Source organism: Streptomyces sp. NPDC059649, assembly GCF_042734445.1.
Taxonomy (GTDB): Bacteria; Actinomycetota; Actinomycetes; order Streptomycetales; family Streptomycetaceae; genus Streptomyces.
On the sequence record NZ_JBHWDV010000109.1, the window covers coordinates 1 to 7,913 of the forward strand.

At 72.5% G+C, this 7,913-nt stretch carries 6 protein-coding genes; 5 read left to right on the forward strand and 1 reads right to left on the reverse strand.

Annotated elements, in window-relative coordinates; genetic code table 11:
- Positions 1-54: 54 nt before the first annotated feature.
- The gene (locus ACFV1J_RS40050; RefSeq protein WP_385866898.1) at positions 55-2,151 is read right to left on the reverse strand and encodes a hypothetical protein; all 2,097 of its coding nucleotides are present in this window, start codon (positions 2,149-2,151) and stop codon (positions 55-57) included.
- A 497-nt stretch (positions 2,152-2,648) separates the two neighbouring features.
- On the opposite strand from ACFV1J_RS40050, the gene proB reads away from it, so the two are divergent.
- From proB to ACFV1J_RS40075, 5 genes are all read left to right on the forward strand, one after another.
- Positions 2,649-3,767, forward strand: a complete 1,119-nt coding sequence (gene proB / locus ACFV1J_RS40055; RefSeq protein WP_385866900.1) for a glutamate 5-kinase — start codon at positions 2,649-2,651, stop codon at positions 3,765-3,767.
- Between the two features lie 245 nt (positions 3,768-4,012).
- On the forward strand, positions 4,013-4,513 hold the full coding sequence (locus ACFV1J_RS40060; protein ID WP_385866903.1) for a hypothetical protein: 501 nt from the start codon (positions 4,013-4,015) through the stop codon (positions 4,511-4,513).
- A 72-nt stretch (positions 4,514-4,585) separates the two neighbouring features.
- Complete coding sequence (locus tag ACFV1J_RS40065; RefSeq protein ID WP_385866905.1) at positions 4,586-5,854, forward strand: glutamate-5-semialdehyde dehydrogenase; 1,269 nt, start codon at positions 4,586-4,588, stop codon at positions 5,852-5,854.
- An 87-nt stretch (positions 5,855-5,941) separates the two neighbouring features.
- The gene (locus ACFV1J_RS40070; RefSeq protein WP_385866907.1) at positions 5,942-6,559 is read left to right on the forward strand and encodes a hypothetical protein; all 618 of its coding nucleotides are present in this window, start codon (positions 5,942-5,944) and stop codon (positions 6,557-6,559) included.
- A 107-nt stretch (positions 6,560-6,666) separates the two neighbouring features.
- Positions 6,667-7,791 carry a hypothetical protein gene (locus ACFV1J_RS40075; RefSeq protein ID WP_385866909.1) on the forward strand — a complete coding sequence of 375 codons (1,125 nt, stop codon included), beginning with the start codon at positions 6,667-6,669 and terminating at the stop codon, positions 7,789-7,791.
- Positions 7,792-7,913: the final 122 nt, after the last annotated feature.

Consider the following 7,913-nt stretch of genomic DNA (forward strand, 5'->3'; position numbering starts at 1 on the left):
CCCGCGCTTTGTGCTCGGTGCCGCCCGCGGAGGCCGCAGGCGGCGTTCTGCGGGCTAGACGCCGGCCGTCGCGTCCGACGTGCCGTTGGCCTCGTGTTCGGCCGTCTCCGGGCCGTCCACGCCTTCCTGCGAGCGCTGGCCGGGGATGCCGGAGAGCCGGTTCTCCATCCGGACGCGGCGTTCGTCGGCCTTGGCGCACAGGTCCATCGCCGCCCGGTTGAAGCGGACCGACGACGGCGGGTCCGACGGGCCCAGCAGGTGCTCCTTGAGTTCGGCCCGCGCCGCGACGAGGGTGTCCTGCTCCGGGTTGCGGACCGCGTCGAGCAGACCGGCCACCCCGTCCGCGTCCGGCGTGAGGATCGTCGCCGCCCGGACGGTCGGGAAGTTCGCCCGGAAGTCGTCCTCGGTCAGGCCCGACGTATTGGCGACCGCGTACGGCTTCTCGCTGGTCAGGTAGTCGGAGACCACGCTGGAGACATCGCTGATCAGCACGTCGGCCTGGTTGAAGCAGCTGAAGATGCCGGGGCGGGCGGTGGTGATGATCTGGTGCTCCCACTCGGGGAAGGAGTTCCAGTACGCCTCCTCCCAGGCGGTGACCGCGTCCGCGACGGCGGTCGCGCGGCCCTCCTCGGGGGTGCCCTGCAGCCGCATCCGCTCCAGCTCGTCGGCGCTCTTGCGGAACGCCGAGGTGGTCAGCTTGTTCAGGTCCTCGGTACGGCGGGCCAGCTCGGCGGCGGCCTCCGGGCCGGGCCGCGCCCCGCCGCGCCGGCCGTTGGCCTCCGCGATCATCGCCTGGATACGGGCGTTCGCGGCGCCCGCCCGGGGGTCGACGGAACCGGTCATCGGGTGCGGCTTGTACAGCAGCCGCACGTTCTCGTCGGCGAGGAGTTCGCGGACGATGTTCTCGCCGGCCAGGATCACCGAGGTGTTGCCCGGGTTGCCGTCCCAGCCCTCCCAGGTCGGGGCGTACAGCACGGTGGTCGGCCGGTCGGCCGGGGCACCGTCGTGCCGCTGGATCGGGCGGATCGGGGCCAGCTGGGGGCGGCCGACCTCGACGACGTCCTTGTCCTCCACGCCGATGTCGGCGAGCTGGTAGCGGTCGCGGGCCGCCGGACCCGCCACCCAGACCTCGTCGTACGCCTTGGCGTACGGGTTGCAGGAGGACAGCTTGTCGCTCTCGCCGTGGTTGATGAACGCGTGCTTGATCGACGGGATCCGCAGGATCTGCGAGGTCTTGCCGGAGTTCGCCGGGTGCAGCAGGACCTTCAGCGTGGTGTGCTCCAGGCGCATCAGGTTGGCGACCTTCGGGATGCAGACGATCGGGATGTCCGTGGCCTCGATCTTCTGCACCATGAAGCGCTCACGGAGCACGATGATCGGGTTGCCGTCCAGGGAGTCGAGCGTGCTCAGCCACATGTTGGCCTGGTAGGCGGAGGACGAGCCGCCGGAGAAGTACATGCCGACCGTCGGCCGGTACTCGGCCAGCCAGTTGTCCAGCCACTCCAGCGCCTGCTGTTCGGCGACCACGCGCTTCTTGGGCAGCAGCCAGGTGGCCAGGTAGAGGGTGCCGCCGGCCGACAGCGCCAGGGAGACGGCCAGTCCGATGCCGCCCCAGTAGGCGTCGGTCGTGATCGCGGTCACCATCATGCCGAGCGTGGTGGGCACCGAGAAGCGCAGCAGCCGCCGGCCCGTCTGGCGGGACAGGATCCGCGGCGGCGCGTCGCACAGCCGCAGCTCGCCGGCGTCGATGTTGCGCGTCACGAACGGCAGGCTGCGGGTCCTGCGGACCAGCACCGCGACCGCCTGGCACACGAAGTGGGTGCCGTAGAAGAGGAGCAGCGTGATGGTCAGCGGCGCCTGCTCCTCCAGCGGGTTGATGCCGTCGATGTGCAGCAGGCCGACCAGTATCAGCATGTCGCGCAGCAGCTGGCGCACCGTGACGTCGAACCGGATCCGGCCCAGCACGGCGAGCAGGCCGGGCTGCTTGTGCTGCAGGACCAGGTCGAGACCCAGGTTGATCACGGAGGCGGCGATGAACAGCGGGATGACGGGCAGCAGCGCACCGACGAGCTGGGCGGTGAACGCGAGCATCATCGCGAGGAGTGCCGCGAGCTGTACGGCTCGGCGGGGAACGAATCCGGCGGAAGGCACGGGGGAGGGCTCCTGGCAGCAAGAAGGTCAGGGGGGAGGCCGAAGTGGGGCGGCCGGGTCCCGCGCTGCGACGCCGCCGGAGCGGCGAAACGGGACCGATGGACACCCGACCGTATGACCTTGTTGGCCTTGGTGACAATCTGCTGTGGCTCTCATCACCGCGAAAGCGGATCAATCGAACGCAACCTCTCGGCCGTTCCGTCCGTCTTAAGGAATTCCGGGTGGGTGGCGGGAAATGCAGTAAATAAGAAGGCCGCGGGCCCCACACGGTGGACAGATCGGAGGGCGTCCTTCCGCATTGTTCCAGCCACGCCGGGGTGGCGTACGCCACCCCGGGCCGGCCCGGTCGTCGTCCCACCGAAACGTCCGCCAGGCGATATCGGCACGCACCGGCGGGCCGCACTGCCGTAGATTGCGCCCGTAGGGACGTGTACGGGACGGTCGGGGACCACCCGTACGGCGGCGGGAAACAGGCGAGCAGTACAGGGGTACAGCAGGTGGCAGGCGCAAGGCAGGACGTCGCTCACGCCCGGCGGATCGTGGTGAAGGTGGGCTCGTCCTCACTGACCACGGCCGCCGGCGGACTGGACGCGGACCGGGTCGACGCCCTGGTGGACGTGCTGGCCAAGCACCAGGACAAGGAGATCGTGCTGGTCTCCTCCGGTGCCATCGCGGCCGGTCTGGCCCCGCTGGGCCTGGCGCGGCGGCCGCGCGACCTGGCCCGCCAGCAGGCGGCCGCCAGCGTCGGCCAGGGCCTGCTGGTGGCCCGCTACACCGCTTCCTTCGCCCGTTACGGCCGGCGCGTCGGGCAGGTCCTGCTGACCTCCGACGACACCAGCCGCCGGGCCCACTACCGCAACGCCTACCGGACCCTGGACCAGCTGCTGGCCATGGGCGCGGTGCCGATCGTCAACGAGAACGACACGGTCGCCACCGACGAGATCCGCTTCGGCGACAACGACCGGCTGGCCGCGCTGGTCGCCCACCTCGTCCGCGCCGACCTGCTGATCCTGCTGTCCGATGTGGACGGCCTCTATGACGGCGACCCGGCCACCCCGGGCACCTCGCGGATAGCCGAGGTCCGTGGTCCCAAGGACCTGGAGGGCGTCTCCATCGGGAGCGCGGGCAAGGCCGGCGTGGGCACCGGCGGCATGGTCACCAAGGTCGAGGCGGCCCGGATCGCCGCCGCGGCCGGCATCCCCGTCATCCTGACCTCCGCCGTGCACGCCGCGGAGGCGCTGGCCGGCGGGCCCACGGGCACGCACTTCCTGCGGACCGGGCGGCGCTCCGCCGACCGGCTGCTGTGGCTCGCGCACGCCTCCACCCCGCGCGGTGCGCTCGTCCTCGACGACGGTGCGGTGCAGGCCGTGGTGGAGCGCCACTCCTCGCTGCTGCCCGCCGGCATCGCCGCCGTGGAGGGCGAGTTCTCCGCCGGCGACCCGGTCGAGCTGCGGGACGGCGGGGGCCGGGCGATCGCCCGCGGGCTCGTCAATTTCGACGCCCGGGAAATCCCCCGATTGATTGGCCGTTCGACCCGCGATCTCGCCCGTGAACTGGGCCCCGCCTACGAGCGGGAGGTCGTGCACCGCGACGATCTGGTGCTGCTGCACCACTGACCCCGGCGCGCCCCGCCGGCGGCCGTCACGGCACCGGCACCCCGCCCCGGCCGCGGTGCCTGGACCGTTCTTTCCCGCGAGAGCTTGGCAAAAACGCCCCCGCGACGGCCCGCGGACTGGTCAACTTTGTTGCGGGCCGCCACAGGGAGGGGTGCCCGCCGCGCGCAAGCGCACCGTCGACGTACCACCCAGTCGGCCCCGCAACCGCCCGGGGGCCGAGCAATTCGCAGTACAGGAGGCCGCCGGTGAGACGAGGGCGCCCAGGGGCACTGCCCCGAGGGACGGCGGAGCGCATGCTGACCAGCGTCGGATCCGGCCCGGCCACCGCCGGCCGGCCGGACGACGAGGACCTGGAGGAGCGGAGCGGGATCGCGCGGCAGACCACGGAGAGTGACCGTGGCGAGGCGTCCCGGCTCTGGCACATCACCCTCAGCGTCTCCGGCGCCGAGGCCCCGCTGCGGGAGGTCCGGCGGGCGCTGGAGCAGCTCGCGCACGACCATCCCTTCCTGCTGACCAGCCGCTACGCCAACGACCACGCCGAGATCCGCTACTGGGAGGAGGCCCGCGATCTGCACGACGCCGCGGCGGTCGCCCTGCGGCTCTGGGGCGAGCACCGCTCGACCGCCAAGCTGCCACCGTGGGAGATCGTCGGCCTGGAGGTCATCGACCGTGAGACGTACCACCAGCGCATCGCCGAGGGTTACGGGCCGCCACCGGCCGCACCCGTAGGCGTGCACCCCTTCTGACCGGCGGTCGGATGTGTTCCGCGCTGTGAGATGGCTCGTGGCCGCGGCCCGCCCGCCCGATAGGCTGCGGCCATGACCAGCAGCGCATCGCAGACCTCGCCCGTCCTCGACACCGCCCGCCGCGCGCGGGAGGCGGCCGCCGTCCTGGCGCCGCTGCCGCGGACGGCCCGCGACGCCGCGCTGCTCGCCATCGCCGACGTCCTGGTCGAGCGCACCGGGACGATCGTCGCCGCCAACGCGAAGGACGTCGCCAAGGCCCGGGAGGCCGGCACCGCCGAGTCGATCGTGGACCGGCTCACCCTCACCCCGGAGCGGATCGCGGCGATCGCCGCGGACGTCCGCCAGGTCGTGGCGCTGCCCGACCCGGTCGGCGAGGTGGTCCGCGGCTCGACCCTGCCCAACGGCCTCGACCTGCGCCAGGTCAGGGTCCCGCTCGGCGTGATCGGCATCATCTACGAGGCCCGGCCGAACGTGACGGTGGACGCCGCCGCCCTCTGCCTGAAGTCCGGCAACGCCGTGCTGCTGCGCGGCTCGTCCTCCGCCTACGCCTCCAACAGCGCCCTGGTGGACGTGCTGCGCGACGCCGTCCAGAGCGCCGGGCTGCCCGCCGACGCCGTCCAGCTGGTGCCCGGCGAGAGCCGCGACTCGGTGCGCGAACTGATGCGCGCCCGCGGGCTGGTCGACGTGCTGATCCCGCGCGGCGGCGCCTCGCTGATCCGCACGGTCGTCGAGGAGTCCACCGTCCCGGTGATCGAGACCGGCACCGGCAACTGCCACGTCTACGTCGACGAGGCCGCCGACCTCGACATGGCGGTCGACATCCTGATCAACTCCAAGGCCCAGCGGCCCAGCGTCTGCAACGCCGCCGAGACCGTGCTGGTGCACGCCGGGATCGCCGAGAAGTTCCTGCCGCGCGCCCTGGCGGCGCTGACCCAGGCCGGCGTGGTCGTGCACGGCGACGCCGCCTGGCAGCAGGCCGGCCCCGGGCTGGTCGCCGCCGCCACCGACGAGGACTGGGCGACGGAGTACCTCTCGTACGACATCGCGGCCGCCGTGGTGCCCGACCTGGACGCGGCGGTGGCGCACATCCGGCGCTGGTCCTCCGGGCACACCGAGGCGATCGTCACCACCTCGCAGGCCGCGGCCCGACGGTTCACCCAGTTGGTGGATTCCACGACCGTCGCGGTCAACGCCTCGACCCGCTTCACGGACGGCGGGCAGTTCGGTTTCGGCGCCGAGATCGGCATTTCCACCCAGAAGCTGCACGCCCGCGGTCCCATGGGCCTGCCGGAACTGACCTCCACCAAATACATCGTCACCGGAGATGGCCACACCCGCTGACGCGGACCCCGGATTCCCCGTCACCGGCACCCCGTTCTCTGTGCTTTCTCCCTGCCCAAAATGGTCCCCCGGGGCTAACCTGGACGGGTGCCGGACGACGTGGGGGGCACGCCGTTCCCGGACGGCGAAGAGCCCGACGAGCACCACCACGGGAGCCACGGAAAAGCGGATGAGGAATTCGCTTCCGTGGTCTTCGACGAGGAATTCGTCCGGTCCGCGCGGATCCACGAGCCCTCGGCGGTCGAGCGGATGCTGGCCGCCGCGGAGGCGCGCGCCGAGGCCGAAGCGGCCCGCTCGGCCCCCGGTTTCGGCCCCGACGGCGCGGACGACCCCGATCCGTACGGCGACCCGCGGCACCGCGGTGGGTACGGCGGGTACGAGGACGACGACTACGACGACCGCCCGTACGGCCCCTACGGCGGCTCGTTGCGCCCCTACCGCGGCAGCACCCGCTGGCACCGGCCGGTCGCCTGGGTCCTGGCCGTGGTCATGGGTATCGGGCTGGTCGCGCTGGCCTTCAGTGCCGTCTACCGCGGCGCGTCCGGCCGCAACCAGAGCCCGGCGCCGGCACCCACGTCCAGCGGTGTCGACGCCCCGGCAACGGGCGGCGCGGACAGTGTGCGCACGGCGCGCCCCGGCCTGCCGTCGCTGCCGTCCGCCGAGCCCGTGCGCCCGTCATTCTCCGCCGGCACCCCGGTGCAGTGACGCCGTCGCGCCCTGCCCGCATCGGGGGCGCCCGAAACGGAACGGTGCGCTGAAGTTGCCCACCGTCCCGGCGTTTACCTTTGCCCCGGCCGACCTACTCTTGTTGTATGACCGGGCCTGGTGACCCTCCCGAAGGGACGCCCAACGGCGCCCCGGGAGGCGGTGAGGACGAGTACCGATCCGTCGTCTTCGACGAATCGTTCGTGCGCGCTGCGCGGCTGCAGGAATTCTCCGCCGACGAACGGCTCGGTGAGCATCACGCACCCGCGGTGAAGACCCGGCACGCCTGGATGCGGCTGGGGGGTTCCCGGCAGGCGATCCTCCTGGTGCTGCTGATCGTGCTGGCCTTCGGCACCGCCGTCTACATGGGCATCCGGCACCCCTACAAGACCCCGGAGCCGCCCCGGGCGCAGCCGTTGCGGTCGGCCGTCGTGCCGCTCGCGCCGAGCGGGGAGGTGCCCGGCGGGACGCCCGAGGACCTCTTCGCGCACAGCCCCGCGGCGAATTACCGGGTCGGCGCCGCGGGCGTGAACCTGCCCACGGTCTCCCGCACCGACCACTTCTCCGACGGCCAGATCGTCTCCGCGCTGACCATCGCCAAGGACTACCTGGTCCGCTCCTCGGTGGACCCGCAAACCCTCACCGGTGGTTCCGTACGGCCGCTGCGGCTGCTGCTCGACACCGGCCAACTCGACCAGTTCGACCGCAGCTTGGCGCACCCGGACGACAACGGACAAGACGCCGCCACGGGCTGGCTGGTCCGCTTCGACCCGAAGCAGACCCGGCTCGCCGACCGGAACGTACGGGTCAACGGCACGCTGTCCGCCGCGGAGTTGAGCCCGGACGCGCTGGAGGTCACCGCGGACTACACCTTCGTCTACGCCGTCCGGCCCGCCCCCGGTGCCCAGCAGGACGTGGCCGGCCAGGACGTCGGCAAGGCCACCCCGGGCGCCGCCTCGCTGGTCACCGTGCGGCGCGAGATGCACTTCCGGCTGGGCCGCGACGACCTGGCCGACCACCGCCTGGAGGTGCTGCAGAGCAGCCTGCAGGCCGGGCCGCTGGCCTGCTCCTCGCAGCCGGCCGACGCGCTGCGCCCGCTCTTCGCGGGACAGCACGCCGGGGGTGAGCGCCCGGCCGGCACCGACCCCTACGCCAGGGACCGGGCCAACCCCTCGCTGTGCGGTCAGCTGGCGCCGTCCGCCGAGCCCAAGCCGGCCCACCCGATCCGCTAGACGCCCGATCCGCTGGACGCCCGATCCGCTGGACGCCCGATCCGCTGGACGCCCGATCCGTCGGGCACCCGGTCCGATGGTCCATAAAGTCTATGATACACATCTGCGAGCACACGAGACGG

Coding starts and splice junctions, on each gene's coding strand:
- ACFV1J_RS40065 (WP_385866905.1), top strand. CDS start 4,586: ATGACCAGCAGCGCATCGCAGACCTCGCCCGTCCTCGACACCGCCCGC.
- ACFV1J_RS40075 (WP_385866909.1), top strand. CDS start 6,667: ATGACCGGGCCTGGTGACCCTCCCGAAGGGACGCCCAACGGCGCCCCG.